The 26,523-nt window shown below is 72.5% G+C and carries 26 protein-coding genes; 2 read left to right on the plus strand and 24 right to left on the minus strand.

All coding sequences use genetic code 11. The features are described from left to right. Positions 1-231: 231 nt before the first annotated feature. The 14 genes from ACZ6NZ_RS09730 to pyrR form a co-directional block, all read right to left on the minus strand. Positions 232-2,205: a primosomal protein N' gene (locus ACZ6NZ_RS09730; RefSeq protein WP_465858400.1), complete on the minus strand. Its 1,974-nt coding sequence runs from the start codon at positions 2,203-2,205 to the stop codon at positions 232-234. Then, positions 2,202-3,395, minus strand: coding sequence for a methionine adenosyltransferase (gene metK, locus ACZ6NZ_RS09735; protein WP_091401916.1), 1,194 nt, complete (start codon positions 3,393-3,395; stop codon positions 2,202-2,204). Before metK ends, ACZ6NZ_RS09730 begins: the two co-directional genes overlap by 4 nt. Before the next feature lie 87 nt (positions 3,396-3,482). After that, complete coding sequence (coaBC, locus tag ACZ6NZ_RS09740) at positions 3,483-4,691, minus strand: bifunctional phosphopantothenoylcysteine decarboxylase/phosphopantothenate--cysteine ligase CoaBC (RefSeq protein ID WP_366611721.1); 1,209 nt, start codon at positions 4,689-4,691, stop codon at positions 3,483-3,485. A 14-nt stretch (positions 4,692-4,705) separates the two neighbouring features. Continuing rightward, positions 4,706-4,969, minus strand: a complete 264-nt coding sequence (rpoZ, locus tag ACZ6NZ_RS09745) for a DNA-directed RNA polymerase subunit omega (RefSeq protein ID WP_030335666.1) — start codon at positions 4,967-4,969, stop codon at positions 4,706-4,708. Positions 4,970-5,033: 64 nt separating this feature from the next. Then, positions 5,034-5,567 (minus strand): nucleoside/nucleotide kinase family protein, encoded by a 534-nt coding sequence (locus ACZ6NZ_RS09750; protein ID WP_465857507.1) that lies wholly within the window; start codon positions 5,565-5,567, stop codon positions 5,034-5,036. A 25-nt stretch (positions 5,568-5,592) separates the two neighbouring features. Then, positions 5,593-5,910, minus strand: coding sequence for an integration host factor, actinobacterial type (mihF, locus tag ACZ6NZ_RS09755; RefSeq protein ID WP_030335662.1), 318 nt, complete (start codon positions 5,908-5,910; stop codon positions 5,593-5,595). Positions 5,911-6,088: 178 nt separating this feature from the next. Then, positions 6,089-6,925 carry an orotidine-5'-phosphate decarboxylase gene (gene pyrF / locus ACZ6NZ_RS09760; protein WP_465857509.1) on the minus strand — a complete coding sequence of 279 codons (837 nt, stop codon included), beginning with the start codon at positions 6,923-6,925 and terminating at the stop codon, positions 6,089-6,091. 73 nt (positions 6,926-6,998) lie between these two features. Then, complete coding sequence (locus ACZ6NZ_RS09765; RefSeq protein ID WP_465857511.1) at positions 6,999-8,273, minus strand: adenosylmethionine--8-amino-7-oxononanoate transaminase; 1,275 nt, start codon at positions 8,271-8,273, stop codon at positions 6,999-7,001. Between the two features lie 295 nt (positions 8,274-8,568). After that, entirely contained in the window at positions 8,569-9,615 is a 1,047-nt protein-coding gene (locus ACZ6NZ_RS09770) for a quinone-dependent dihydroorotate dehydrogenase (protein WP_465857513.1), read from the minus strand. Next, on the minus strand, positions 9,612-12,959 hold the full coding sequence (carB, locus tag ACZ6NZ_RS09775; RefSeq protein WP_465857515.1) for a carbamoyl-phosphate synthase large subunit: 3,348 nt from the start codon (positions 12,957-12,959) through the stop codon (positions 9,612-9,614). The genes ACZ6NZ_RS09770 and carB overlap by 4 nt, the downstream gene beginning before the upstream one ends. After that, positions 12,952-14,151: a glutamine-hydrolyzing carbamoyl-phosphate synthase small subunit gene (gene carA, locus ACZ6NZ_RS09780; protein WP_465857517.1), complete on the minus strand. Its 1,200-nt coding sequence runs from the start codon at positions 14,149-14,151 to the stop codon at positions 12,952-12,954. The genes carB and carA overlap by 8 nt, the downstream gene beginning before the upstream one ends. Beyond that, positions 14,148-15,425: a dihydroorotase gene (locus ACZ6NZ_RS09785; protein ID WP_465857519.1), complete on the minus strand. Its 1,278-nt coding sequence runs from the start codon at positions 15,423-15,425 to the stop codon at positions 14,148-14,150. Before ACZ6NZ_RS09785 ends, carA begins: the two co-directional genes overlap by 4 nt. Then, a complete protein-coding gene (locus tag ACZ6NZ_RS09790) occupies positions 15,422-16,348 on the minus strand; it encodes an aspartate carbamoyltransferase catalytic subunit (RefSeq protein ID WP_030335650.1) in 927 nt (308 codons plus the stop codon). The genes ACZ6NZ_RS09785 and ACZ6NZ_RS09790 overlap by 4 nt, the downstream gene beginning before the upstream one ends. After that, the gene (pyrR, locus tag ACZ6NZ_RS09795; RefSeq protein WP_465857521.1) at positions 16,345-16,929 is read right to left on the minus strand and encodes a bifunctional pyr operon transcriptional regulator/uracil phosphoribosyltransferase PyrR; all 585 of its coding nucleotides are present in this window, start codon (positions 16,927-16,929) and stop codon (positions 16,345-16,347) included. Before pyrR ends, ACZ6NZ_RS09790 begins: the two co-directional genes overlap by 4 nt. Before the next feature lie 288 nt (positions 16,930-17,217). Between pyrR and bldD the strand changes: the two genes are divergently transcribed. Next, on the plus strand, positions 17,218-17,706 hold the full coding sequence (gene bldD / locus ACZ6NZ_RS09800) for a transcriptional regulator BldD (RefSeq protein WP_007458348.1): 489 nt from the start codon (positions 17,218-17,220) through the stop codon (positions 17,704-17,706). 91 nt (positions 17,707-17,797) lie between these two features. On the opposite strand, the gene nusB is transcribed toward bldD, so the two are convergent. From nusB to ACZ6NZ_RS09825, 5 genes are all read right to left on the minus strand, one after another. Continuing rightward, complete coding sequence (gene nusB, locus ACZ6NZ_RS09805) at positions 17,798-18,208, minus strand: transcription antitermination factor NusB (RefSeq protein WP_184188983.1); 411 nt, start codon at positions 18,206-18,208, stop codon at positions 17,798-17,800. Positions 18,209-18,231: 23 nt separating this feature from the next. After that, positions 18,232-18,789, minus strand: a complete 558-nt coding sequence (efp, locus tag ACZ6NZ_RS09810; protein WP_007458344.1) for an elongation factor P — start codon at positions 18,787-18,789, stop codon at positions 18,232-18,234. A gap of 98 nt (positions 18,790-18,887) precedes the next feature. Continuing rightward, entirely contained in the window at positions 18,888-19,361 is a 474-nt protein-coding gene (gene aroQ, locus ACZ6NZ_RS09815) for a type II 3-dehydroquinate dehydratase (RefSeq protein WP_465857525.1), read from the minus strand. Then, entirely contained in the window at positions 19,358-20,437 is a 1,080-nt protein-coding gene (aroB, locus tag ACZ6NZ_RS09820; RefSeq protein WP_465857527.1) for a 3-dehydroquinate synthase, read from the minus strand. Before aroB ends, aroQ begins: the two co-directional genes overlap by 4 nt. 10 nt (positions 20,438-20,447) lie before the next feature. Further along, positions 20,448-21,446 carry a helix-turn-helix transcriptional regulator gene (locus ACZ6NZ_RS09825; RefSeq protein ID WP_465857529.1) on the minus strand — a complete coding sequence of 333 codons (999 nt, stop codon included), beginning with the start codon at positions 21,444-21,446 and terminating at the stop codon, positions 20,448-20,450. 79 nt (positions 21,447-21,525) lie between these two features. Between ACZ6NZ_RS09825 and ACZ6NZ_RS09830 the strand changes: the two genes are divergently transcribed. Further along, a complete protein-coding gene (locus ACZ6NZ_RS09830; protein ID WP_465857531.1) occupies positions 21,526-22,254 on the plus strand; it encodes an alpha/beta fold hydrolase in 729 nt (242 codons plus the stop codon). 158 nt (positions 22,255-22,412) lie between these two features. On the opposite strand, the gene ACZ6NZ_RS09835 is transcribed toward ACZ6NZ_RS09830, so the two are convergent. The 5 genes from ACZ6NZ_RS09835 to ACZ6NZ_RS09855 all read right to left on the minus strand — a co-directional run bounded on the left by ACZ6NZ_RS09835 (position 22,413) and on the right by ACZ6NZ_RS09855 (position 26,469). Beyond that, on the minus strand, positions 22,413-22,916 hold the full coding sequence (locus ACZ6NZ_RS09835; RefSeq protein WP_355009205.1) for a shikimate kinase: 504 nt from the start codon (positions 22,914-22,916) through the stop codon (positions 22,413-22,415). Further along, positions 22,916-24,094, minus strand: a complete 1,179-nt coding sequence (aroC, locus tag ACZ6NZ_RS09840; protein ID WP_357196238.1) for a chorismate synthase — start codon at positions 24,092-24,094, stop codon at positions 22,916-22,918. The genes ACZ6NZ_RS09835 and aroC overlap by 1 nt, the downstream gene beginning before the upstream one ends. 304 nt (positions 24,095-24,398) lie before the next feature. Then, positions 24,399-25,322, minus strand: coding sequence for a glycosyltransferase family 2 protein (locus tag ACZ6NZ_RS09845; protein WP_465857534.1), 924 nt, complete (start codon positions 25,320-25,322; stop codon positions 24,399-24,401). Next, positions 25,319-25,993: a glycosyltransferase gene (locus tag ACZ6NZ_RS09850; RefSeq protein ID WP_465857536.1), complete on the minus strand. Its 675-nt coding sequence runs from the start codon at positions 25,991-25,993 to the stop codon at positions 25,319-25,321. Before ACZ6NZ_RS09850 ends, ACZ6NZ_RS09845 begins: the two co-directional genes overlap by 4 nt. After that, positions 25,990-26,469 carry a glycosyltransferase family 28 protein gene (locus ACZ6NZ_RS09855; protein WP_124821238.1) on the minus strand — a complete coding sequence of 160 codons (480 nt, stop codon included), beginning with the start codon at positions 26,467-26,469 and terminating at the stop codon, positions 25,990-25,992. Before ACZ6NZ_RS09855 ends, ACZ6NZ_RS09850 begins: the two co-directional genes overlap by 4 nt. Between the last annotated feature and the right edge of the window lie 54 nt (positions 26,470-26,523).

Genomic DNA, 26,523 nt, shown 5'->3' on the forward strand with positions numbered 1-26,523 from the left:
CATTGACATCATCGACCTCGCGCCCGACCGACGCGTTCCCGCCATCGTCGCGCCATCCCGCGACGGCGCCAACTGGGCGCGGCTGACGCTCCCTCGCGACCTGGAGCCCGTCGAACGCCTTGGCATGACGGGCGATGCTACCACTCGGGCGCCATCGCTTTGCCGGACGAGGTGTGCGAGAGCCACCGGCAGCGGGTGAGGTCCGCGACCGTCAGTACCGGCCGAAACACCTCAGAACAGGCTCAGCGGATCGACCTGGAGACGAACCGGATCGGCGGCCTTGCGAGCGGCCCGGACGCCGGCGGCCGAGTGCAACGCCTCGGCGAGCGCGGCGGCCCGAGCCCGGGGCACCCGGACCAACATCCGCTCCCGGCCCTCCTCGGCCGGCACCGGGCCGAGCACCTCGGCGTCCTGCGGCAGGCGGGCCGCCGCCAGCAGGTCCGCCACCGCCTCGGCCGCCCCGGTGACGCTCGCCATCCGCACGGCCGGCGGGAAGCCCAGCTCGCGGCGCTCGGCAAGCTCCCGACCGGCGAACCAGCCGGCGTCCCAGCGCAGCAGCGCCTGCACGGGGGCGAGCGCACCGTCGGCGACCACCACCACCCGACCGGCCGGTGCCGGGCGGGCCAGCGCCGCCGCCGCCAACCAGCGGCGTAGCGACTCCTCGCCGGCGCGCAGGTCGGCCCGGGTCAGCAGGGCCCACGAGTCGAGCAGCAGCACCGCGCCGTAGCCGCCCTCGGCGACCGGCTCGGCGCCCGGGGTGGCCACCACCAGGGCCGCGCCGCCCGGCACGTCGGTCAGCACCTCCTCGCGCCCCGAGGTGCGCACCGGCACGTCGGGGAACGCCCGGCCCAGCTCCTCGGCGGTCCGCCGGGCGCCGGTCACCGCGGCCCGCAGCCGCCGCCCACCGCACTCCGGGCAGGCGTACGCGGCCGCCACCCGTGCGCACCACCGGCAGGCCGGGGTGCCACCGGCCGAGGGCAGCGCGAGCGGGCCGGCGCAGTGCGCGCAGCGGGCCGGGGTGCGGCACTCGGCGCAGGAGATCGACGGGACGTAGCCGCGGCGGGGCACCTGCACCAGCACCGGCAGGTCCTGGCGGAGCGCGTCGCGGGCAGCCGTCCAGGCCAGGCTGGGCAGCCGGGCGGTGGCGGCCCCGGGGTCGCGGGCCAGTTGCGGGTCGTCGCCGGTCGGCGCGATGGCCGGGATCCGCGCCCGCACGGTGGCCCGGTCGGCGATGACCTCCGGGGCCCAACCGGTCTCCACCAGCAACTGCGCCTCGGCCGTCCGGGCGTAACCGCCGACCAGCGCGCCGGCCTCCGCGAGGTGGGCGCGGGTGAGCAGCACGTCGCGGGCGTGCGGGTAGGGCGCCCGGGGCTCGGAGTGCAGGTCGTCACCGTCGTCCCAGACGGCGACGAGGCCGAGCCGGGCCACCGGGGCGAACATCGCCGCCCGGGTGCCGATCACCACCGGCACCCGGCCGCGGCGAGCGGCGAGGAACGCCCGGTACCGCCGGGCCGGGCCGAGCGCGGCGGAGAGGCTCACGTGCCGCCCCGGGCCGAGGACGCCGGTGAGCGCCGCGTCGAGACGGTCGAGGTCACGCGCGTCGGGCACCACGACCACCGCGCCGCGCCCACCGGCGACGGTGGCCGCCACCGCGTCGGCGTACCGGGCCGCCCAGTCCTCACCGGGCAGCGCCGACCAGACCGCGCGGGGCGTCCGGCCGTCGGTGAGCGCCCGCAGCAGAGCCGGCCCGGCCGGATAGTCGCGCCACCCGCGCGGGTCGACCGCCTCGGTGGGGGCCGCCGGGGTGGGCGGCTCGTCGTGTGGCTCCTTCTCCACCCGCGCGTGCCGGGGCGGCACGGCGAGCCGGAGCACATCGGCGAGGCTGCCCGCGTACCGGTCGGCGACCGCCCGGGCCAACCGGGCGACCTCCGGGGCCAGCACCGGCTCCGGGGAGACCACCTTCTCCAGGTACGCGAGACGGCCGGTGTGCCCGGAGTCGTCGGCGCGTGACAGCAGCCACCCGTCGACGAGTTGCCCGGCGAAGCGCACCTTGACCCGGGTACCGGGCACGGCCACCTCGTCCAGCTCCGCCGGCACCAGGTAGTCGAACGGCCGGTCCAGGTGCGCCAGTCCGACGTCCACGCAGACGCGTGCGACCGGCGACCCGTCCGCGGGTCGCCGGTCGCTGCGCTTGGTGGCGGTCAGGCTCCCGCGGCCGACTTGAGGTCGGCGGCCCGGTCGGTGCTCTCCCAGGTCAGGTCCGGCAGCTCCCGGCCGAAGTGGCCGTACGCGGCGGTCTGCTGGTAGATCGGGCGGAGCAGGTTGAGGTCCCGGATGATCGCGGCGGGACGCAGGTCGAACACCTCGGTGACGGCCTTCTCGATCGACGAGACGGGCACGGTCTCGGTGCCGAACGTCTCGATGAACAGGCTCACCGGGTGCGCCTTGCCGATGGCGTACGCCACCTGCGCCTCGCACCGCTCGGCCAGACCGGCGGCTACCACGTTCTTGGCCACCCAGCGCATCGCGTACGCCGCCGAACGGTCCACCTTGGACGGGTCCTTGCCGGAGAACGCGCCGCCACCGTGACGGGCGTACCCGCCGTAGGTGTCGACGATGATCTTGCGGCCGGTCAGCCCGGCGTCACCCATCGGGCCGCCGATCTCGAACCGGCCGGTCGGGTTGACCAGCAGCCGGTAGCCGTCGGTGTCCAGACCGAGGCTCTCCAGCTCCGGGGCGATCACGTGGTCGCGCACGTCCGGGGTGAGCAGCGAGTCCAGCGAGATGTCGGCGGCGTGCTGGCTGGACACCACGACGGTGTTCAACCGGACCGGACGCAGCCCCTCGTACTCGATGGTGACCTGGGTCTTGCCGTCCGGCCGCAGGTACGGGATCGTGCCGTCCTTGCGCACCGCCGAGAGACGGCGGGCCAGCCGGTGCGCGAGCGCGATCGGCAGCGGCATCAGCTCGGGCGTCTCCGAGCAGGCGAAGCCGAACATCATGCCCTGGTCGCCAGCGCCCTGCGCGTCCAGCGCGCTCTCCGACGCCCCGGTGCGCAACTCGAAAGCGTTGTCCACACCCTGCGCGATGTCCTCGGACTGCGCGCCGATGGAGACGCTCACCCCGCAGGAGGCCCCGTCGAAGCCCTTCTTCGACGAGTCGTAGCCGATGTCGAGGATGGTCCGGCGGACGATCGTCGGGATGTCGGCGTACGCCTTGGTGGTCACCTCACCGGCGATGTGCACCTGACCGGTGGTGATCATGGTTTCCACGGCCACGCGGCTGTGGGGGTCCTCGGTCAGCAGCGCGTCGAGGATGCCATCGCTGATCTGGTCAGCGATCTTGTCCGGGTGGCCTTCCGTGACCGATTCGGACGTGAAGAGACGGCGTGTCACGGCACTCCTAAGCGTATGAAGTCGTTCCGCGGAAGTTTAATCACCACTGCGGCCGCTGTCGGGTTCGGTTGTGCTCTGTTCCACCCGTCAGGAGCGGCCAGGCAGCCGCGCCACGACGAGATCCCAGACGGAATCGGCCACCGCTTCCTTGGCCTGCTCGGGCAGCCGGCTCACCGAGCCGTCCGCGCCGATGACCGTCACCGTGTTGGTGTCGGCGCCGAAGACCAGGTCCGGACCGACCTCGTTGACCACGATCAGGTCGGCCCGCTTGCGGGCGAGTTTCGCCCGACCGTTGGCCTCGGCGTCGCCGGTCTCGGCGGCGAACACCACCAGCACCTGCCCCGGCCGTTTGCGCTGGCCGAGCTCCGCCGCGATGTCCGGGTTCGTGACGAGCTCGATGGTGGGTGCGACACCGTCGTCCGACTTCTTGATTTTGCCAGTCGCGTACGTCGCGGGCCGGAAATCGGCCGGCGCCGCCGCCATCACCACCGCGTCGGCCTCGACGGCGGCCTTGACGGTCGCCTCCCGCAACTCGGCGGTGGTGCCCACCCGGATCAGGTCGACCCCGGCGGGGTCGGCAAGGCCGACGTTGGCCGAGATCAGGGTGACCCGGGCACCCCGGGCGACGGCCGCGCGGGCGAACGCGTACCCCTGTTTGCCGGACGAGCGGTTGCCCAGGAAACGCACCGGGTCGAGCGGCTCGCGGGTGCCGCCGGCGGTCACCACCACCCGGCGACCGGCCAGGTCGGCGGGGGCGGAGTCGCCGCGGGCCAGCAACCGACCGGCGACGGCGAAGATCTCCGCCGGGTCGGGCAGTCGACCCTTGCCGGTGTCGGCGCCGGTGAGCCGGCCGACGGCGGGCTCGATGACCCGCACCCCGCGGGAGCGCAGCGTGGCCACGTTGGCCACGGTGGCGGGGTGCTCCCACATCTCGGTGTGCATGGCCGGGGCCAGCAGGACCGGGCAGCGGGCGGTCAGCAGGGTGTTGGTCAGCAGGTCGTCGGCGAGACCGTGGGCGGCCTTGGCCAGCAGGTCGGTGGTGGTCGGCGCGACGACCACCAGGTCGGCCTGCTTACCGAGCCGGACGTGCGGCACCTCGTGGACGTCGGTCCAGACGTCGTCGGCGACCGGTTGACCGGAGAGCGCGGCCCAGGTCGGCGCTCCAACGAAGCGGAGCGCCGACGCGGTTGGCACCACCCGAACCCGGTGACCCGATTCGGTGAAGAGTCGCAGCAGCTCGCACGCCTTGTAGGCGGCGATGCCGCCCCCGACCCCGAGGACGATCGAGGCGGACATCGGCCAGCGGGGGCTTACGGCTGGTCGGTCGGCTCGGCGGTGAGCAGGCCCGAGTTGATCTCGCGCATGGCGATGGAGAGGGGCTTCTCCTGCGGGGTGGTCTCGACGAGCGGGCCGACGTACTCCAGCAGACCCTCACCGAGCTGGCTGTAGTAGGCGTTGACCTGGCGCGCGCGCTTGGCGGCGAAGATGACCAGCGCGTACTTCGACGTCGTCTTCTCGAGGAGCTCGTCGATCGGCGGGTTGGTGATGCCTTCGGGGTTGGCGATGGATCCCACGAATTAACCTCTGCGTCTTTCGAGCCGCGCGGACGCGGTGCTGAGTCTCAACGGCGGCCGACCGTCAGCCACGCACGCGTGACCAGGCCGGATCCGGATAAGAAGAACCGAGTAAGCCTACCAGCTCCGCAACCACCCGTTCGGTGTGGTCGTGAGTCAGCGCGTACGCGACGGTGGCGGCCACCGTGACGTCGGGCGCGTACCCGGGTGGGCTCAGCAACACCAGCCGGGCATCGGGCAGGCGCGCCCGGACCAGTGGGACGCCCCGCAGGTCGAGCGGGAGCAGCACCGGCTGCCCGGCATCGAGCCGGGCGCGCAGCGGTGGAAAGGGGGTGCCCCGGCGGTGCGGACCGATCCGGGACCACTCCAGCAGCTCGCCGTCGACGATCCGTCGATCGAACTCGGCGGGGGCGAGGAAGACGCGGTCCACCCCGTCGATCTCCGACTCCCGGCGCGGCCTGGTGGTTGCCGCGACCGGGATCCACACGGACGGAGAACGCGCCCGGACAAGCTCGACGACACTCTCCCTGCCGGAGCCCGAAGGTCCAGCCAGGACAGTGAGCCGAGCCGCCGGGCGCGCCTCGTCATCCGTGCTCACTGCTTGTTTCTACACGCTGCCAGGTTCAGTTGGCGGCGAACTCTCCAAGCAGTGCCTTGCGCTGCTGCTCGCCGAGGCCACGCAGGCGACGGCTGTCGGCGATCTTGAGCTTCTCCATGATCTGGGTCGCCCGGATCTTGCCGATACCCGGCATGGCCTGCAGGACGGCCGACACCTTGAGCTTGCCGACGACGTCGTCGCTCTCGGCCCGCTCGAGGACAGCACCGAGGGTGGTCTTGCCCTGCTTGAGCTGCTCCTTCAGCTGAGCACGGGCCTTGCGGATCTCCGCGGCCTTCTCGAGCGCGGCAGCGCGTTGTTCGGGGGTCAGTGACGGGAGCGGCACCAGTTCTCCTCAGGTCCCTATCGCGGCGGGCGGGGCGCACCGCCGCATCTGTGAAACGTGGTGTCGCTGTGAACCAAGGGGTCCATGGTTCCCAGCGCGGGGAAAACTAGCGGCCAACGGAGCTTTCGGCAACGTGGGGGCCGCATGATCACCGTAGAGTGACCGACCCGTCAGTCAGTCACCGGGCAGGCAGAACGGCCCGGCAGTCGACCAGAACACGGTCCGCGGCGGCCCGCAGCGCGGCCACGTCAGGGCCCGCCGAGAGCACTTCCCGGGAGTACGACGGGAGCACCGAGGCGAGGCTCGAACCGAAGACGGTCCGCAGATCGGCCGCACCGGCACCCTGCGCGCCGAGCCCCGGAGCGAGCAGTGGGCCGCCCACACCGGAGAGGTCGTGACCGGTGTCACCGATGGTCGCGCCGACCACCAGACCGAAGCTCCCGAGCGGGGACGCACCCCTGTTGAGCTGGGAAATCTCATCAATCACGGTTTGCGCCACGGTGCGACCGTCGGCCGTGACGGCCCGCTGCACGGCGGCACCCTCGGGGTTGGAGGTGAGGGCCAGCACGAAAACCCCGCCGCCGTGCTGGGCGGCCAGTTCGAACATCGGCGCCAGCGAACCGACCCCGAGGTACGGGCTCGCGGTGACCGCGTCGACATACACAGGGCTGGATGGATCAAGGTACGCGGCGGCGTACGCGCTCACCGTCGAGCCGATGTCGCCGCGCTTGACGTCGAGCAGAACGAGCGAGCCGGCATCTCGTAACTGTCGGATAGTTGACTCAAGAATCGCCACACCTCGGGACCCGAACCGCTCGAAAAAGGCCGACTGAGGCTTGACTACCGCAACCCGGTCACCGAGGGCTTCCACCACGGTTCGGCTGAACCGGTCGAGCCCGTCGACGTCGTCCGGGAGGCCCCACTGAGCCAGCAGACCCGGATGCGGGTCGATGCCCACACAGAGTGGGCCCCGCTCGGTGATCGCCCGGTGCAGCCGGGTACCGAAGCTCTCCATCGGAGTGTTCCCCTCTTCTCGTCCGGGCGGTCGACCCGCCCGGGTAACCCGTCGACCCGGTCACCGGGCCGACTCAGCCAGCCGCCACCGCCGCCGCCACCCCGGTCGCGATCCGGGCCACGTCGGCATCGTCGGTGACGTACGGCGGCATCGTGTAGATCAGGTCGCGGAACGGGCGCAGCCACACCCCCTGCGCGACCGCGGCGGCGGTCGCCGCCCCGAGGTCGACCTCGTGATCGAGCTGGACCACGCCGATCGCGCCGAGGACCCGTACGTCGGCCACGCCCGGCATGGCGCGCAAGGGCTCCAGACCGGCGCGCAGGCCGGCACCGACCCTGGCGACCTGCCCGGCCCAGTCTCCGGCCCGCAGCAGCCCGATGGAGGCGTTCGCCACCGCGCAGGCCAACGGGTTGCCCATGAACGTGGGCCCGTGCGCCAGCACACCGGTCGCCGAGATCCCCCGGGCGACCTCCGCGGTGCACAGGGTGGCCGCGAGCGTGAGGTACCCGCCGGTCAGGGCCTTGCCCACACAGAGCACGTCCGGTGTCACCCCGGCGTGCCCGGCGGCGAACATCTCGCCGGTACGGCCGAACCCGGTGGCGATCTCGTCGAAGATCAGCAGAATTCCGTGCGCGCGGGTCACCTCGCGCAGCACCCGCAGGTAACCCGGGTGGTGGAAACGCATCCCGCCGGCGCCCTGGACGACGGGCTCGACGATCACGGCGGCCAACTCGTCGGCGTGCCGCTCGACCGTCTCCACCAGCGCCGCCACGTACCCGTCGTCGGGCGGATCGGTGAACCCACCCGGCGGCACCGGGGCGAACACCTGCCGGGGCAGCACGTCGCCCCACAGGTGGTGCATCCCGCCCTCCGGGTCGCAGACGCTCATCGGATGGAAGGTGTCGCCGTGGTAGCCACCCCGCCAGGTCGCCAGCCGGCGCCGCTGGGGCCGCCCGACGGCCCGCTGGTACTGCAGGCACATCTTCACCGCCACCTCGACACTGACCGAGCCGGAGTCGGCCAGGAACACGTGCTCCAGGCCGTCCGGGGTCAGCTCGACCAGGGTTCGGGCCAGCCGCACCGCCGGCTCGTGGGTGAGCCCGCCGAACATCACGTGGCTCATCCGGCCGAGCTGGTCGGTCACCGCCGCGTCCAGCACCGGGTGCCGGTAACCGTGGATCGCCGCCCACCAGGACGACATCCCGTCCACCAGCTCCCGCCCGTCGGCCAGGCTGAGCCGCACCCCCTCGGCGGCGCGCACCACGTACGGCGGGTTGGCCGGCGGCAGCGCGGCGTACGGGTGCCAGACGTGCGCCCGGTCAGCGGCCAGGATCTCCTCGGGTGTCACGCGTACTCCTCTGCGCATCAAGCGGTCCGGACGGCGGGCGTCCTGCGGCCGGGTCGGGCCTCGCCGCCGCCCCCGCCGCCGCTTCCCATGTCCGCCGCCTTTGCTCTGCACCCGCGGACGCGACACCCGGTGGCCGGGTGGCGCCCACCGAATGGCACCCACCGAATGGCACCCACCGAATGGCGCCCACCGGGTGGCGCACCCGCGGGTGCAGAGCAAAGGGGCATCAACGGGCGTGTGGTCCTCGGCGCGGAGCGGGCCCGGCACCGCCGGGGCCAGCACCGCATCAGGGCGGTCACCGACCGGCGACCGCCCCCGGTGCCGCCGTCGCGGCCGCCGCGCGGGCGGCGGCGCGGACCAGGGCCGGTCCGCGGTAGATGAAGCCGGTGTAGAGCTGCACCAGGGCGGCACCGGCATCGAACATCCGCGCCGCGTCGTCCGGATCCAGCACACCCCCGACGCCGACGATCGGCAGCCGGCCGCCGGTCTCGGAGTGGACGAAGGCGACCACGTCGCGGGCCCGCCCGGTGAGCGGCCGGCCGGAGAGTCCGCCGGCCTGCCCGCCACGCTCGACGTCGACGCCGGCCAGCCCGTCCCGGGACAGCGTGGTGTTGGTGGCGATCACCCCGGCGGCGCCCCGGGCCAGACACACCTCCAACAGCTCGGCGATCGCCGCCTCGGTCAGGTCGGGCGCGATCTTGACCAGCACCGGCTTCTCCCCCACCAACGCGCCGAGCAGCGCGTCCAGGTGGGCGCGGTCCTGCAACGACCGCAGCCCCGGGGTGTTCGGTGAGGACACGTTCACCGCGAAGTAGTCGCCGTGCCCGCGCAGCGCCCGGTACGAGGCGAGGTAGTCCTCGACCGCCTCGTCCAACGCTGTCACCTTGGACTTGCCCAGCGAGATGCCCAACGGCACCCCGAGCGGGCGCGGCAGTGCCGCCAGCCGGGCGGCCAGCGCGGCGGCCCCGGCGTTGTTGAAGCCCATCCGATTGACCACCGCCTCGCTGGCCGGCAGCCGGAACAGCCGCGGCCGGGGATTGCCCGGTTGGGCGTGCGCGGTGACCGTACCGACCTCCACGAAACCGAAGCCGAGCGCCGGCCAGGCCGGCAGCGCCGCGCCGTCCTTGTCCATCCCGGCGGCCAACCCGACCGGATTGGGGAACCGCACCCCGAACACGGTGCGCGGCGCGTCGACCGCGTAGCGGGCCCGCAGCGCGGCGAGCGCGGCAGGCCGCCGCGACAGCGCCGCCAACCGCCGCAGCGTCCACTCGTGCGCCGCCTCGGCGTCCCCGCCGCCGATCCGGAACAACCCAGGTCGTACGACCTGCTCGAACAGTGTCACTGGGCCGCCCGCAGGGTGACGTGCAGGTCCTGCAAGGGGCGGACCTGCATGTCGCCGCGAATCCGCGCCTCGATGCCCATCACCGCCGCGGCGGCGCCGGGAACCGTGGTGATGCACGGGATGTCCGCCGTGACGGCCGCGCTGCGGATCTCGTAGCCGTCGGAGCGGGCGCTGGCACCCGAGCCCTGCGGCGTGTTGATCACCAGCGCCACGTGGCCGCCGCCGATCAGCGACACCGCGTCGTCGCCCGCACCGGCCTGGTAGTGCTTACGGATCTGCTCACAGGCGATGCCGTGCCGGCGCAGCACCTCGGCCGTGCCGGCGGTGGCGACGATCTCGAAACCCAGATCGGCCAGCCGCTTGATCGGGAAGATCATGCCGCGCTTGTCCCGGTTGGCCACCGAGACGAAGATCTTCCCAGCGGTCGGCAGCGACCCGTACGCGGCCGACTGGCTCTTGGCGAAGGCGTGCCCGAAGTTGGTGTCGATGCCCATCACCTCGCCGGTCGACTTCATCTCCGGCCCGAGCAGCGAGTCGATCCCCTTGCCCGCGCGGGTCCGGAAACGCTTGAACGGCAGCACCGCCTCCTTGACCGCGACCGGCGCGTCGGCCGGCATCGTGCCCCCGTCCCCCGTCGCCGGCAGCAGGCCCTCGGCACGCAGGTCGGCGATGCTCGCGCCGAGCGCGATCCGGGCCGCCGCCTTGGCCAGCGGCACCGCCGTCGCCTTGGAGACGAACGGGACGGTCCGCGACGCGCGCGGGTTGGCCTCCAGCACGTACAGCACGTCGTCCTTGAGGGCGTACTGCACGTTGAGCAGGCCACGGACCCCGACGCCACGCGCGATGGCCTCGGTGTAGCGGCGGACCTCGGCCAGGTGCGAGCCCGCGAGGGTGATCGGCGGGAGCGCGCAGGACGAGTCGCCGGAGTGGATGCCCGCCTCCTCGATGTGCTCCATCACGCCGCCGATGTAGACCTCGCCGTCGGCGTCGCACAGCGCGTCCACGTCGATCTCGATGGCGTCGTCGAGGAACCGGTCCACCAGCACCGGGTGGTCCGGGGAGATGTCGGTGGCCCGGCCGATGTAGTCGCGCAGCGTCGGGTCGTCGTAGACGATCTCCATGCCCCGCCCGCCCAGCACGTACGACGGCCGGACCAGCACCGGGTAGCCGATCTCGTCGGCGATCGTCTTGGCCTCGTCGTACGAGGTGGCCATGCCGTGCGCCGGGGCGCGCAGGCCGGCGCGGGCCAGCACCGCACCGAACGCGCCCCGCTCCTCGGCCAGGTGGATCGACTCCGGGGAGGTGCCGACGATCGGCACGCCGGCGTTCTTGAGCCGCTGCGCCAGCCCCAGCGGGGTCTGCCCACCGAGCTGGACGACCACCCCGACCACGCCCGGCCCGCCGGCCGCCCGGCCGGACGAGTCCTCGGCGTGCCAGACCTCCAGGACGTCCTCGAAGGTCAACGGCTCGAAGTAAAGCCGGTCGGCGGTGTCGTAGTCGGTGGAGACGGTCTCCGGGTTGCAGTTGACCATGACCGTCTCGTAGCCGGCCGACCGCAGAGCCTGGACGGCGTGCACGCAGGAGTAGTCGAACTCGATGCCCTGCCCGATCCGGTTCGGGCCCGAGCCCAGGATCAGCACCTTCGGCCGGTCCGACGGCACGACCTCGGTCTCCAGGTCGTACGTCGAGTAGTGGTACGGCGTGGTCGCCTCGAACTCGGCCGCACAGGTGTCCACGGTCTTGTAGACCGGGCGTACGTCCAGGCGGTGGCGCAGGGTCCGCACGCCGTCCTCGGCGGCCAGCTCCGGGCGCAGCGCGGCGAGCTGCCGGTCGGACAGACCGGCCCGCTTGGCACGGCGCAGCAGATCGGCGTCGAGCACCGGCGCGTCGACGATCTCGGCGCGCAGCTCGATCAGCGCGGCGATCTGGTCCAGGAACCACGGGTCGATCCCGCCGGACGCCTCGGCCACCTCGGCGATCGACGCCCCGAGCCGCAGCGCCCGCTCCACCGTGTAGAGCCGGCCGTCGTGCGGGATCCGCAGCGCCGCGAGGGTGTCGGCCAGGGTGACCCCGGCCGGATCCGGCACGCTCCAGAAACCGGCCGACTTGGTTTCCATCGAACGCATCGCCTTGTTCAGCGCCTCGGTGAAGTTGCGCCCGAGGCTCATCGCCTCGCCCACCGACTTCATCGTGGTGGTCAGCTCCGGGTCCGCGCCGGGGAACTTCTCGAACGCGAACCGGGGGATCTTCACCACCACGTAGTCCAGGGTCGGCTCGAACGCCGCCGGGGTCTTCAGGGTGATGTCGTTGGGGATCTCGTCGAGGGTGTAGCCGATGGCCAGCTTCGCGGCGATCTTCGCGATGGGGAAACCGGTCGCCTTGGAGGCCAGCGCCGAGGACCGGGACACCCGGGGGTTCATCTCGATGACGACGATCCGGCCGTCGACCGGGTTGACCGCGAACTGGATGTTGCAGCCGCCGGTGTCCACGCCGACCTCGCGCAGCACGGCGATGCCGAGGTCGCGCAGGTGCTGGTACTCCCGGTCGGTGAGCGTCATGGCCGGGGCCACCGTGACGCTGTCGCCGGTGTGCACGCCCATCGGGTCGATGTTCTCGATCGAGCAGACCACCACCACGTTGTCGTGCCGGTCGCGCATCAGTTCGAGCTCGTACTCCTTCCAGCCGAGCACGCTCTCCTCGATGAGCACCTCGTGCACCGGGCTGGCGGACAGGCCGTCGCCGGCGATGCGGGCCAGGTCCTCCGGGGTGTGCGCCATGCCGGAACCCAGGCCACCCATGGTGAACGACGGCCGGATCACCACCGGCAGGCCCAGCTCGGCGACGGTCGCCTCGACCTCTTCCATCGAGTGGCAGACCCGCGAGCGGGGCACCAGGGCGGTCGGGTCGTCGACGCCCAGCCGTACGCCGGCCTTCGCCACGATCTCCTTGAACAGCTGCCGGTCCTCGCCCCGGTTGATGGCGTCGATGTTCGCGCCGATCAGCTCCACGCCGTACTTGTCCAGGACGCCGGCCTCGTGCAGGGCGACGGCCGTGTTCAGCGCGGTCTGCCCGCCCAGGGTCGCGAGAATCGCGTCGGGGCGCTCCTTGGCGATGACCAGCTCGACGAACTCCGGGGTGATCGGCTCGACGTACGTGGCGTCGGCGAACTCCGGGTCCGTCATGATCGTCGCCGGGTTGGAGTTGACCAGGCTGACCCGGATCCCCTCGCTGCGCAGCACCCGGCACGCCTGGGTGCCCGAGTAGTCGAACTCGCAGGCCTGCCCGATGACGATCGGCCCGGAGCCGATCACGAGGATGTGCTGGAGATCGGTCCGCTTAGGCATTGCTGCGCCCCTTGCTGTGGTTCCGACCTTCGATCAGGTCGGCGAAACGGTCGAAGAGGTAGTCGGCGTCGTGCGGGCCGGCCGCCGCCTCCGGGTGGTACTGCACCGTGAACGCGGGCACGTCCATCGCCCGCAGCCCCTCGACCACGTTGTCATTGAGGCAGACATGGGACACCTGGACGCCCCCGAAGTCGGTGTCGATCACCTGGTCGGGGACGACGGCGCCGACGCCGACGCCGGGCACCTGGACCGCGCCGAGCCGCTGTTCGCGGCCCGACACGTCGACCGCGAAGCCGTGGTTGTGGCTGGTCACCTCGACCTTGCCGGTGACCCGGTCGAGCACCGGCTGGTTGATCCCCCGGTGGCCGTAGCCCAGCTTGTAGGTGCCGAAGCCGAGCGCCCGACCGAGGATCTGACTGCCGAAGCAGATGCCGAACAGCGGCACCTCGCGGCGCAGCGCCTCCCGGGCCAGCTCCACCGGGACGTCGGCGGTGGCCGGGTCGCCCGGACCGGGCGACAGGAAGACCGCGTCGGCGCCGGTGGCGAGCATCTGCTCGATGCTCGACGACGCCGGCAGCACGTGGGTGGTCACCCCCCGGGTGGCCAGCCGCCGCGGCACGTTGCGCTTGATGCCCAGATCCAGCGCGGCCACCGTGAACCGGTGCTCGCCCAGGGCCTCGACGACGTACGGCTCGGCGGTGCTCACCTCGGCGGACAGGTCCGCGCCGACCATCTGCGGCGCCTGACGCACCCGGGCCAGCAGGCTCTGCGGGTCGCTGTCGATGCTGGAGATACCCACCCGCATCGCGCCCCGCTCGCGCAGGTGCCGGGTCAGTGCCCGGGTGTCCACGCCACTGATGCCCACCACACCCTCGGTGGCGAGACGGTCTTCGAGACCACCGGTGGCCCGCCAGTTCGAGCCGATCCGGGCCGGGTCGCGCACGACGTAGCCGGCCACCCAGATCCGACCGGACTCGTCGTCCTCGCCGTTGACGCCGGTGTTGCCGATGTGCGGCGCGGTCTGCACCACCACCTGACGGTGGTACGACGGGTCGGTGAGAGTCTCCTGGTAACCGGTCATGCCGGTGTTGAAGACCGCCTCGCCGAAGGTCTCTCCGACGCTGCCGTACGCCTCGCCGGGGAACGTGCGCCCGTCCTCGAGTACGAGGATCGCGGAACGTCTACGGGTCACTTGACTGCCTTTCCGTCCAGGACCGTCGGCTCGCCACGCAGGAAGGTCGCCACGATGCGACCTGGCAGCGTCATGCGGGCGTACGGGGTGTTGCGACTGCGACTGGCCAGCTCCGCCGGCTCGATGGTGCGGTGGGCGGCCGGGTCGATCAGGGTCAGGTTGGCCGGCGCACCCGGCGCGGGGTCGACGCCGTGCCCGGTGAGGCCGGCGATCCGTGCGGGGGTGCGGGACATCCGCTCGGCGATCAGGTCCCACTCGGGGCCGAGCACGTCCAGCGCGATGGAGAGGGCGGTCTCCAGACCGAGCATCCCCGGTCGGGCGTACGCCCACTCGCACTCCTTGTCCTCCACGGCGTGCGGGGCGTGGTCGGTGGCGATCACGTCGATCACCCCGTCGGCGAGGGCGGCGCGCAGCGCGGCGATGTCCGCGGCGGTGCGCAGCGGCGGGTTCACCTTGTAGACCGGGTCGTAGGTCTCCGCCCGTTCGTCGGTGAGCAGCAGGTGGTGCGGGGTCACCTCGGCGGTCACGCGTACCCCGCGGGCCTTGGCCTGGCGCAGCACCTCGACGCTGCCGGCGGTGGAGACGTGGCAGACGTGCAGTCGGCTGCCCACGTGCTCGGCGAGCAGCACGTCCCGGGCGATGATCGCCTCCTCGGCGACCGCCGGCCAGCCGATCAGGCCGAGCCGGGTGGAGACCTCGCCCTCGTGCATCTGGGCGCCCTCGGTGAGCCGGGGCTCCTCGGCGTGCTGGGCGATGATCCCGTCGAACGCCTTGACGTACTCCAGGGCTCGGCGCATCAACTTCGGGTCGGCGACGCAGTGCCCGTCGTCGGAGAAGATCCGCACCCGGGCCGCCGAGTCGGCCATCGCGCCCAGCTCGGCCAGTCGCTCGCCGGCCAGCCCGACGGTGACCGCGCCGATCGGCTGCACGTCGACCAGGCCGGCCTCCCGGCCGAGGCGCCAGACCTGCTCGACCACGCCGGCGGTGTCCGCCACCGGGGACGTGTTGGCCATCGCGCAGACCGCCGTGTAGCCGCCCAGCGCGGCCGCCCGGGAACCGGACTCGACGGTCTCGGCGTCCTCCCGGCCGGGCTCGCGCAGGTGGGTGTGCAGGTCGACGAGGCCGGGCAGGGCCACCAGGCCGGTGCCGTCGACGACTGTGGCGTCCGGCGCGGTCAGGCCGGGGCCGACCTCGGCGATCACGCCGTCGCGGATCAGCAGGTCGGTCGGCGCAGCGCCGACGACACTCACGCTGGTGATCAGGTACGCGCTCACCGGTTGTTCCCTCCGAGCAGCAGGTAAAGGACAGCCATCCGCACGGAGACCCCGTTGGTGACCTGTTCGACGATGGTGGAGCGGGGTGAGTCGGCGACCTCGGGGGTGATCTCCATCCCCCGGTTCATCGGGCCGGGGTGCATGACGATCGCGTGCTCGGGCAGCCGGCGCATTCGCGGCCCGTCCAGGCCGTAGCGGCGGGCGTACTCGCGCGCGGAGGGGAAGTAGGAGTCGTTCATCCGCTCCCGCTGCACGCGCAGCATCATCACCACGTCCACGTTCGGCAGGACGGAGTCGAGGTCGTAGGAGACGTCGGTGCCGGGCGCGAGGGCGCCCGCGATGTCGACCGGGATGAGGGTCGGCGGACCGACCAGGGTGACCTTGGCGCCGAGGGTGGAGAGCAGCAGCACGTTGGAGCGGGCCACTCGGGAGTGCAGCACGTCCCCGACCACCGCGACCGACAGGCCGGCGAGTCGGCCCAGCCGGGCCCGCATGGTGTACGCGTCCAGCAGCGCCTGGGTGGGGTGCTCGTGGGTGCCGTCGCCGGCGTTGACGACCGACCCGTCCACCCAGTTGGCCAGGCGGTGCGGCGCGCCGGAGGCGGGGTGTCGGACGACGACGGCGTCCGCGCCCATGGCCTGCAGGGTCAACGCGGTGTCCTTCAGGCTCTCACCCTTGGTGACGCTGGATCCCTTCGCGGAAAAGTTGATCACGTCGGCGCTGAGCCGCTTCGCCGCCGCCTCGAAGGAGATCCGGGTACGCGTGGAGTCCTCGTAGAAGAGGTTCACCACGGTCCGTCCGCGCAGCGCGGGAAGCTTCTTGATCTCCCGGCCGGCGACGGTGGCCATCTCGGCGGCGGTGTCCAGGATCTCGGTGGCGGTGTCGGCGTCCAGGTCCCCGCCGGAGAGCAGGTGCTTGATCATGAGGCGGTTCCCCCGTACAGCTTGACCTCGTCCGTCCCGTCGATCTCGGCGAGCGTCACCTTGACGCTCTCGGCGAGCGAGGTCGGGATGTTCTTGCCGACGTAGTCGGCGCGGATCGGCAACTCCCGGTGGCCCCGGTCGACCAGGACGGCGAGCTGGACCGAGGCCGGGCGGCCCACGTCGTTGAGCGCGTCGAGCGCGGCCCGGACGGTGCGGCCGGAGAAGAGCACGTCGTCGACCAGGATGACCCGCTTGCCGTCGATCCCGCCGGGGGGCAGCTCGGTCGGACCCACCGCGCGGGTGGCGTGCCGACGGAGGTCGTCGCGGTACAGGGTGATGTCGAGCACACCGACGCCGACGGCGACGTCCTCGAAGGTGCTGATCCGGTCGGCGAGCCGCCGGGCGAGGGGGGTGCCCCGGGTGGGAATCCCGAGCAGCACCGTGTTGGCGGCGCCCTGGGTCTTCTCCAGGATCTGGTGGGCGATGCGATCGACCACGCGTTGTACGTCGGCGCTGGCGAGGATCACCTTCACCGAGGGTTGTCGCGGTGGTGACGAGCGGGCAGCCGGTGGGTACGCCACGGCGGACCTCCTTCCCCGCCTCACGGGACGGGTCGTTAAAGGATGTCGGGCACCTCCGGCCGGACCGCTCAGCGGACCTGGGCCGGGGCTTCCGCCACGTTACCAGTGGTCACCGGGGTGATGGCCGGCGGCCACTGACCACCGGGTCAGGTACCGGAAAAGGGGAAAACTCCCCGGACGGCCCGCAACGGTAGGGGCACGACCACTTGACCACGTGTCGCATTCCCCGTACCGTCACGCTCCGTAGCGATCGACGGGAGAACCCCGAGCAGCACTGGGAGTGTCCGAATGCCCTCTGAATACGCCAAGTCGCTGGGCGCCCGCCTGCGCTCCATCCGCCAGCAGCAGGGTCTCTCCCTGCAGGGTGTGGAGGAAAAGTCGAACGGGCGGTGGAAGGCCGTGGTGGTCGGCTCTTACGAGCGTGGCGACCGGGCCGTGACGGTATCCCGTCTGGCCGAGTTGGCCGAGTTCTACCGCGTACCCGTCTCGGAGCTGCTGCCTGACGGCAGTGGCGTCCGTCACGAGCCCACCAGCAAGATTGTCCTGGACCTGGAGCGGCTCTACGACGAGGCCTCCGAGGACCTGGCCTACGTCGCCCGCTACGCCCGCGCCATCCAGCAGCAGCGCGGCGACTACAACGGCCGGGTGCTCTCCATCCGCGCCGACGACCTGCGGGCGCTCGCGATCGTCTACGACGCCTCACCGTCGGGCCTGATCGAGCGGCTCACCGAGCACGGCGTGCTGGTGGCCGACCCCCGGGCGTTCTTCGCCTCCTGATCTGCCGCTCCACCTGATCTGCCGCTCCACCGAAAGGGCCCGTGCCGGTTGGCACGGGCCCTTTCCGATTCGCGGTGTCCGGTGCGGACGCTCAGCGGGTGGCGTACTCGGCGATCCGGCCGAGCACCCCGTTGAGGAAGCGCGGCGAATCGTCCGTCGACATCTGCCGAGCCAGCTCGACGGCCTCGCTGATCGCCACCGCGTCGTCGATCTCGTCGACGTAGAGCAACTCGTAGACGGCGATCCGGGCCAGATTACGGTCGACGACCGGCATCCGCTCCAGCGTCCACCCCTCGGCGTAGCTGGCGATCAGCTCGTCGATCCGGTTGAGGTGCTCGGCAACCCCCTCGACCAGGCCCACCGCGTAGCCGAGATGCTCCGGCCGGGGCTGCTCGATCCGCTGCACGTAGCCGGCGAGCACCTCCACCGGCGGCTTGTCCCGCAGGTCGGCCTCGTAGAGGACATCCAGCGCCCGCTTGCGCGCCTTACGGCGCGCCGGCATCTGCTGCTTGGAACCCTCAGCCATCAGGCGCGGCCGAGGTAACGGCCGTCGCGGGTGTCGACCTTGATCTTCTCGCCGGTGGTGATGAACAGCGGAACCGGCACGGTGGCGCCGGTCTCCACGGTCGCCGGCTTGGTGCCGCCGGTCGAACGGTCGCCCTGCAGGCCGGGCTCGGTGTAGGTGACCTCCAGCACGACGCTGGTGGGCAGCTCGATGTAGAGCGGCACACCCTCGTGCTGGGCGACGGTCGCCTCCGCCTCGGGCAGCAGGTAGTTGGCTGCCTCACCGACGGTGCCACCGGGCACGGTGATCTGGTCGAAGGTCTCCAGATCCATGAAGACGAAGTCTTCACCGTCGGCGTACAGGTACTGCATCGTGCGCTTGTCAACGGTCGCGGTTTCGACCTTGGTGCCCGCGTTGAAGGTCTTGTCGACCACCTTCCCGGACAGCACGTTCTTCAGCGTGGTGCGCACGAAGGCACCACCCTTACCGGGCTTGACGTGCTGGAACTCGACGACGGCCCAGAGCTCGCCGTCAAGGTTGAGTACCAGGCCGTTTTTGAGGTCGTTGGTGGAGGCCATTTCCTGCCTTGATCATCAATTGGCGGACAGACCTGGCAAGTCTACAAGCTGCGTCGAATCGGACGGCCCCCCGTTCGGAGCGCCCAGTCGGTGGGCCCTCAGCGGGTGGCCAGATGGTGCAGAGCCAGACGATATCCGTCGATCCCGAGACCGCAGATCACCCCGGTCGCCACCGCCGAGACCACCGAGTGGTGCCGGAACTCCTCACGGGTGTGGATGTTGGAGATGTGCACCTCCACCAGCGGCCCGCGCAGCATGGCGCAGGCGTCCCGCACCGCGTACGAGTAGTGCGACCAGGCGGCCGGGTTGAGCACCACCGCGGCGCCCTCGTCGGCCGCCGTGTGCAGCCAGCCGAGCAGCTCGTGCTCCGCGTCGGTCTGCCGGACCGTCACCGCCAGCCCCAGCTCCCGACCCGTGCTCTCGCAGAGCGCCACCAGGTCCGCGTAGCTGGTCGCGCCGTACACGTCGGGTTCGCGGGTGCCCAGCCGGCCCAGGTTCGGGCCGTTCAGAACGTAGACCTTCTCCGTCGCTCGCGTCTGCGGCGCTGGCCGGCCCGCCTCACTCGCGCTCACGGGGTTGCCACCTCCCGGTAGGCGGCCTCCAGCAACGCGTCGTCGGGGCCCTCCAACATCGCCGGGCGGGCCAGCCCGTCGAGCACCACGAAGCGCAGTCGACTGCCCCGGGCCTTCTTGTCCACCCGCATCGTGGGCAACAGCTTCGGCCAGGCCTCGGCCGGGTAGCTCACCGGCAGGCCCAGCGCGCTCAGCGTGACCCGGTGCCGGTCGGCGGTCGGGGCGTCCAACCGCCCGGCGAGCCGGGCAAGGGTGGCCGCGTACACCAGGCCGACGGCGACGGCGTGGCCGTGCCGCCAGCGGTAGCCCTCGTTCTGCTCGATGGCGTGGGCCAGGGTGTGACCGTAGTTGAGCACCTCTCGCAGGCCCGACTCGCGCAGGTCGCCGGCGACCACGTCGGCCTTGACCCGGATGGCCCGCTCGATCAGCTCCCGGCTCACCGGGCCACGGGGGTCGGTGGCGGCCTCCGGGTCGTTCTCGATGAGATCCAGGATCGTCGGGTCGGCGATGAACCCGCACTTGACGACCTCGGCCAACCCGGCCACCAGGTCGACCGCGGGCAGGCTGTCCAGAGTGGCCAGGTCCGCCAACACCCCGACCGGCGGGTGGAACGCGCCCACCAGGTTCTTGCCGGCAGCCGTGTTGATGCCCGTCTTGCCGCCCACCGCGGCATCCACCATGCCCAGCAGCGAGGTCGCCACCGGCACCCAGCGCACTCCCCGCAACCAGCAGGCCGCGACGAAGCCGGCCAGGTCGGTCACCGCGCCGCCGCCCACCCCGACCACCGCGTCGGTACGGGTGAAGCCCGCCGCCCCGAGCCGGTCCCAACAGGCGGCGGCCACCTCGATGTGCTTTCCCGACTCGGCGTCGGGCACCTCGATCGGCAGTGGCTCGACGCCGGCGGCGCGCAGTCGCTCGCCCAGCGCGTCCGCGAGGGCCTTGAGCGGAGGCGCGTGCAACACCGCCACCCGGGTCGCGCCGGGCAGCAGGCCGGGCAGCGCGCCCAGCAGGTCACGTCCCACCAAGACGTCGTACGGCCGCTCGCCGCCGACCGGAATTCGGGTCACCTCGTCCATCGCCGGCAGCCTAGTCCAGCGGGCGGCGCGGGGAGGGCGGCTGTCCACCTGCTGGCCGAGCGGCCCAGTCCGCCAACCGGCGGGCGTGCTCGGCCACCGCGGCGCGCAGCGCGTCCGGCTGCCGCACGGTGAACGGACAGCCCAGCCCGGCGAGCAGCGCCGCCATCCCGGGCAGGCTCTCCGCTCGGGCCCGCAGCAGCACCCCGTCGGCGGTGGCGGTCACCTCGGCCACGCTGGGCGGGATGCGGCGGCGGGCGGCGACCAGGTCGGTCTCCAGCACGACCTCCACCTCGTGCCGGTACGGCACACCGGCCAGCGACCGGGTCACCCAGGCCACCGCCTCGAAGCCGTCGGGCACCGTGAACGTCGCCACTCCGGGCGTCACCGCGCCGATCCGGTCCAGTCGGAAGGTTCGGATCTCCCCGCGCCGGTGGTCGTGGCCGGTGACATACCAGCGGCCGGCGTGGAAGACGAGCCCGTACGGGTCGAGTTCGCGGTGCGACCGCTCGCCCCGCCAGGAGCGGTAGTCCAGCGCCACCCGCTGCCGGTGCCGGGCGGCCGAGGCCAGCGCGAGCAGGGTGCCGGACGCCGGCCCGCGCTCGGCCTCCGGACGGCGCAGGGTGAAGCCCAGGTGCTCCTGGACGGCGGCGAGCCGGTCGGCGAGCGCGGCCGGCAACACCCGGCGGATCTTCGCCAGCGCGGCGGCGGTGGCGGGCTGCTCGGTGGCGAGCCCGACCCGGTCGGCGACGACGAGGCCGAGCAGCACGGCCACCGCCTCGTCGTCGGTGAGCATCAGCGGCGGCAGCTTGTAACCGGGGTGCAGCCGGTAGCCGCCGTGGCGGCCCCGGTCGGCGGTGACGGGAATGCCCAGCTCGACGAGGGTGGCCGCGTACCGGCGCACGGTCCGCTCGTCCACCCCGAGGTGGCCGGCGAGTTCGGCGGCCGTCGACCGGTGCCGGGTCTGCAGCAGTTCGAGCAGGGTCAGCACCCGCCCCGCGGGATGTGACACGGGCCACTCCTTCAAACCGGGCGGATCCTGTCCGGAATAGATCGTACGGTCTGTCGGTAACCGAGAGAAGGAGCCACAGATGGCGACATTCGTGCTGGTGCCGGGATTCTGGTTGGGTGCCTGGGCGTGGCGGGACGTGACCACCGCGCTGCGGTCGCAGGGGCACGAGGTCCATCCGATGACGCTGACCGGGGTGGCCGAACGCGACCACCTCGCCGGGCCGGAGGTCAACCTGGACACCCACACCACCGACATCGTCCGACTGATCGAGGTCGAGGACCTGCACGACGTCCTGCTGGTCGGGCACTCCGGCGGCGGGATGCCGGTCGCCCAGGCGGCGGACCGCATCCCGGACCGGATCGCCCGGGTCGTCTACGTGGAGAGTGGGCCGTTGCCGGATGGCACGGCACAGTTCGACACGCTGCCGCCGGAGGAGCAGCAGCGGCTACGCGAAGCGATCGGCACCGGGCACCTGCTGCCGCCGCCGGCCTGGGATCCGGCCGCCGACCCGACGAACCTGGCCGGCCTGGACGAGCCGACGCTCGCGCTGCTGCGTACCCGGGCGACCCCGCACCCGCTGCGGGCCGCCACCGACCCGGTCCGACGCACCGGTGGGCAGCCCGTCGCGACCGCGCTGGTCGCCAGCACCTTCCCGCTCGGTGTGGTGCGTCAGATGATCCAACAGGAGCACCCGTTCTTCACCGGCCTGGCCGACGGCCAACTGCACGAGTTGCCCACCGGCCACTGGCCGATGCTCAGCGAGCCGAAGGCCCTCTCCGACGTCCTGGACCTGATAGCCCGAACCTGACCCCGCCCTCCGCGGCCCACCCCGGGCCTCCTTGCGCCGATCTTGCACTTTCGGTTGCCGAGATGCGGTGAATGCCCCTTGCGTCCCCGCAGCAAGTGCAAGATCGGCGCAGGAGGGGCGGCGCGGGGGCGACGAGGGGCGTGGGGGTGGGGTTGGGGTCAGCGTGGGAGGAGGGCGGCGACGTCCGCGACGACCTGCGCCGGGGCTCGACCGTCGGTGACCACCGTCTCGGTGGCGACCTCGGCGTAGAGCGGCCGACGCTGGTCCAGCAGGTGCTTGAGGGTGGCCCGCGGGTTGATCGCCAGCAGCGGCCGGCCGGCACCGAGCCCGACCCGCTTGACCGCGTCGGGCAACTCGACCGACAGGTGCACCACCCGGTGCCCGATCAGGGCCGCTCGGGTCTCCTCGGCCAGCACCGCGCCGCCACCGAGCGCGAGCACGCCGGTGCCGCCGGCCAGCGCCGCGGCCACGGCGGCCCGTTCCAGAGTACGGAAGTGCGCCTCACCCTCGTCGATGAAGATCTCCGGGATCGGCTTCCCGGCCATCTGCTCGATGTCGGTGTCGGTGTCGCGGAACTCCACGCCGAGGGTGGCGGCGAGCGCCCGGCCGACCGTGGTCTTGCCGCAGCCGGGGGCACCGACCAGCACGACGACCGGCGCCATCAGCGGATGACCAGCGCGTCGAGGTACCCGGCCAGGTTGCGGCGGATCTCGGCGATCGAGTCTCCGCCGAACTTCTCGGTGGCCGCCTCGGCCAGCACCAGCGCCACCATCGCCTCGGCGACCACCGCCGCAGCGGGCACCGCACAGACGTCGGAACGCTGGTTGATCGCGGTGGCCGGCTCACCGGTGGTGACGTCCACCGTGGAGAGGGCCCGGTTCAGCGAGGAGATCGGCTTCATCGCGGCGCGGACCCGCAGCGGCTCGCCGGTGGTGATGCCACCCTCCAGCCCGCCGGCCCGATCGGTGACCCGCCGGACGCCGGTGGCCGACGGAATGATCTCGTCGTGCGCCTCCGAGCCGCGGGAGCGGGCCTGCTGCCAGCCGTCGCCGATCTCCACGCCCTTGATCGCCTGAATGGACATCAGCGCGGTGGCCAGCCGGGCGTCAAGCTTGCGGTCCCACTGCACGTGGCTGCCCAGCCCCGGTGGCACCCCGTACGCCAGCACCTCGACCACGCCGCCGAGGGTGTCGGCGGCCTTCTTCGCGGCGTCGACCTCGGCGACCATCAGGGCGCTGGCCTCCGGGTCGAGGCAGCGCAGCGGGTCGGCGTCGATCCGCGCGGCGTCGGACGGCGTGGGCCGCAGCCCGGGCTTCGCGGCCACCGGTCCCAGCTCGACGACGTGCGAGACGATCTCGATGCCGAGCGCCTGCCGGATCAGCGCCTTGGCCACCGTGCCGACGGCCACCCGGGCGGCGGTCTCCCGTGCGCTGGCGCGCTCCAGGATCGGCCGGGCGTCGGTGTGGCCGTACTTCTGCATGCCGGCCAGGTCGGCGTGGCCCGGCCGGGGGCGGGTCAGCGGGGCGTTGCGGGCCTGCCGGGCCAGCTCGTCGGGGTCGACCGGGTCGGCGGCCATCACGGTCTGCCACTTCGGCCACTCGGAGTTGCCGACCCTGATCGCCACCGGGCTGCCCAGGGTCACGCCGTGCCGCAGGCCGCCGAGTAGCTCGACCTCGTCCCGCTCGAACGACATACGGGCACCCCGCCCGTAGCCCAGCCGTCGACGGGCCAGTTCGTCGGCGATCTCGGTGGTGGTCACCTCGATGCCGGCCGGCACCCCCTCCAGCATCGCGACGAGGGCGGGACCGTGCGATTCACCTGCAGTCAGCCAGCGCAACACAGCGGTCAGTCTGTCACGGCGGGCCACCGACACGGCGCGCTCCCCGGGGCGTCCCGCCCAGCGGACGCCGCCGCCCGCTGAACTGGACGTCCTTTGCTCTGCACCCGCCCACGCGACAACCAGTGACGCGACCACCGGACGGCCTTTGCTCTGCACCCGCCAACGCGACGCGACGCGAGGCAAGGCGACCACCGGACGGCCTTTGCTCTGCACCCGCCAACGCGACGCGACGCGAGGCAAGGCGACCACCGGACGGCCTTTGCTCTGCACCCGCCGACGCGACGCGACGCGCGGCGACGCTGGCTCAGATCCCCCGACCGCGCTTGTGCAGGGTGCGCAGCACCGCGTCGGCCCGGACCACCCGACCTGCGACGGCGAGGGCCAGGTAGGCGCGTGGCTCGCGGGGGTTGCTCCGCAGGGTGCGCCGGGCCCAGCGCAGCGCGCCCCGGCGGTCGCCGGAGGCGGCCTGGGCGAACGCGATCTGCCCGGCGACACGGGCCTCGCCGGCCGGTTGACTGGCGAACTCCGGGTAGCGCTGGAGCAACCACTGCAACGCCTCGGAGATGGTGTCCCACCGCTGCGCGAAGTACGAGCGCTTGTGCCAGCGGACCAGCACCGACGGCGTCCGCAGGTTGATCAGTGGCGCGCTGCGCGCGGCCCGCAGCAGGAACTCGTAGTCCTCCGCGTAGCTGCCCGGGATCTCCTCGTCGACCAGCCCGAACCCGTCGCGTAGCGCGCTGGCGCGGATCAGAAAGGTCGACGGGTGCAGCTCCGTCATCCGATCGCGCAGCAGGTCGTCCAGGGTGATCCGGTCCTTGTCGAGCACCCGGTCGACGGTGTGCCCGTCGTAGTTGACCCGGATGCCGCAGCAGACGAACTCGGCGGCCGGCTCGCCGGCCAGGGCATCGACCTGGGCGGCCAGTTTGCCGGGCAGCCACTCGTCGTCGTCGTCGCAGAACGCGACAAGCTCGCCCTCGGCGGCGAGGGTGCCGCTGTTGCGCGCACCGGCCAACCCGGGGGTACGGGTGTTGCCGATCACCCGCACCACGCGGGCCGGGCCGCTCGCCAGCTCGGTCAGCGACTCGTCCGGGGCGGACTGGTCGAACACCACGACGACCTCGATCAGGGCCGGGTGGTCCTGTGCCAGGATCGCGCGCACCGCGGCCCGCAGCAGCTCGGGGCGGTCCCGGGTGGGCACCACGACGCTGACGGTCGGCTGCTGGGTCATCGAATCTCCTCCGTACCCGGGCGCGGCCGGGACCAGGCCCGCCACCGGGGTGGGCGCGGGGTCGAACGGGCCACCAGGTCGTCGACGATCTGCCCGACCCGGGCCACCGCCGCCCGGCGTGCCTCGTGTGCCTCCGGGTCGGCGGCCACCGCGTACCGGGACGGGTCGGCCAGCCCGGCGGCCAACGCGTCGTGCAGGGCCTCCCGGGTCTCGCAGAGCGCCACCAGCCCGGCGGCGCCGAGCCGGCGGGCGAAGAGGAGCTGGTGGTTGTCGACGTGTTCACCGCGAGCCGGGTCGCGGGGCACCACGATGGGCAGGTGGCCGTGCCGGCGGGCCTCCAGGATGGTCGCCGGGCCACCGTGGCAGACCACCAGATCCGCGTCGATCATCGCCTGTTGCAACGCGTCGTGGCCGAGGAACGGCACCGCGCCGCTGAGCTGGGGCGCGGTGGTGTGCCCGTGCTGCATGGTCAGCCCGATCGGGCCGGCGGCCTGCGCGTGCCACTGCGCCAACCAGTCGACGAGCCGGTCGAAGGGGTGCTTGTCGGTGCCCACCGCGACCAGCAGTCGGAGCTGGGCGACCGCCGAGCTGTCGCGCTGGCGCGGCAGGCGGGCCGCCTCGGTGCCCGGGCGGGGTTGCGAACGCCGGGCGGTGCCCGTCTCCCCGGTCACAGCAGCGTCCCGACGACTGTCGCCTCGGGATACTGCCGGCGCTGCTCGTCCCACTGCACGAGCATCGCGGACAGGAACGGCCGGCACAGCCGAGCGGTCAACGTCGGGGTGTCGATCCGGTCGTACACCTCGATGTAGACGGTCGGGATGCGTCGCAGCCGGGCCAGCACCACGAACGGCACCGCGACCCCGGCGCCGGTGGTGACCACGGCGGCGACCCGCCGGGCCCGCAGCACCCGCCAGGCCAGCAGCGCGTTGCGCAGCAGGTTCGGCACGTTGCGGGTGGTCGGGTGGTGCGCCGGCACCAGGTCCTCGCCGGCCAGCAGCGACACCGCCTCCGGGGTGTCGAAGGTGACCCAGCAGCGTCGCCACTGTTCGTACCAGGGCCGCAGGGCCAGTAGTTGGGCCAGATGGCCACCGCTGGAGCCGACCAGCAGCAGCACCGGTGCCCCACTGTCGTCGTTGTTCGTGTCCACGCGACTCCCCACAAGTTCGCTTGGAATTTCAGTTCACGCCAGGCAGAAGCAGAT

It is taken from the genome of Micromonospora sp. NPDC047756 (assembly GCF_055587245.1).